Here is a 206-nt window from a genome sequence, read left to right as displayed (position 1 = left end):
ATGCTGCCTGAGAATATTGAAGCTCGCTTACTGACGAAGACGATAAAAGGTAAGTCGGTTTCCATTTTGACGTCATTAACGGACCCATTGCGTTACCCGGGGGCAGAGATAGCGGATTTATATGCCCATCGATGGGAGATAGAAGTGGGCTATCGGGAGATGAAGCAGCATCTTCTGGAGAGTCGCTTTACGTTACGCAGTCAATT

Annotated in this window: 1 protein-coding gene; it reads left to right on the top strand. The window is 47.6% G+C overall.

Annotation, left to right across the window (positions count from 1 at the left end; translation table 11 throughout):
• On the top strand, positions 1-206 hold a 206-nt coding region (locus ACMHXE_RS10175; protein WP_413732157.1), incomplete at both ends, for a transposase.

Origin of the sequence: Shewanella sp. BJSY2023SW007 (assembly GCF_047314525.1) — a bacterium.
GTDB lineage: Bacteria > Pseudomonadota > Gammaproteobacteria > Enterobacterales > Shewanellaceae > Shewanella > Shewanella chilikensis.
The sequence above is the reverse complement of the archived record's forward strand: the minus strand, read 5'-3'. Positions and strand labels throughout refer to the sequence as shown.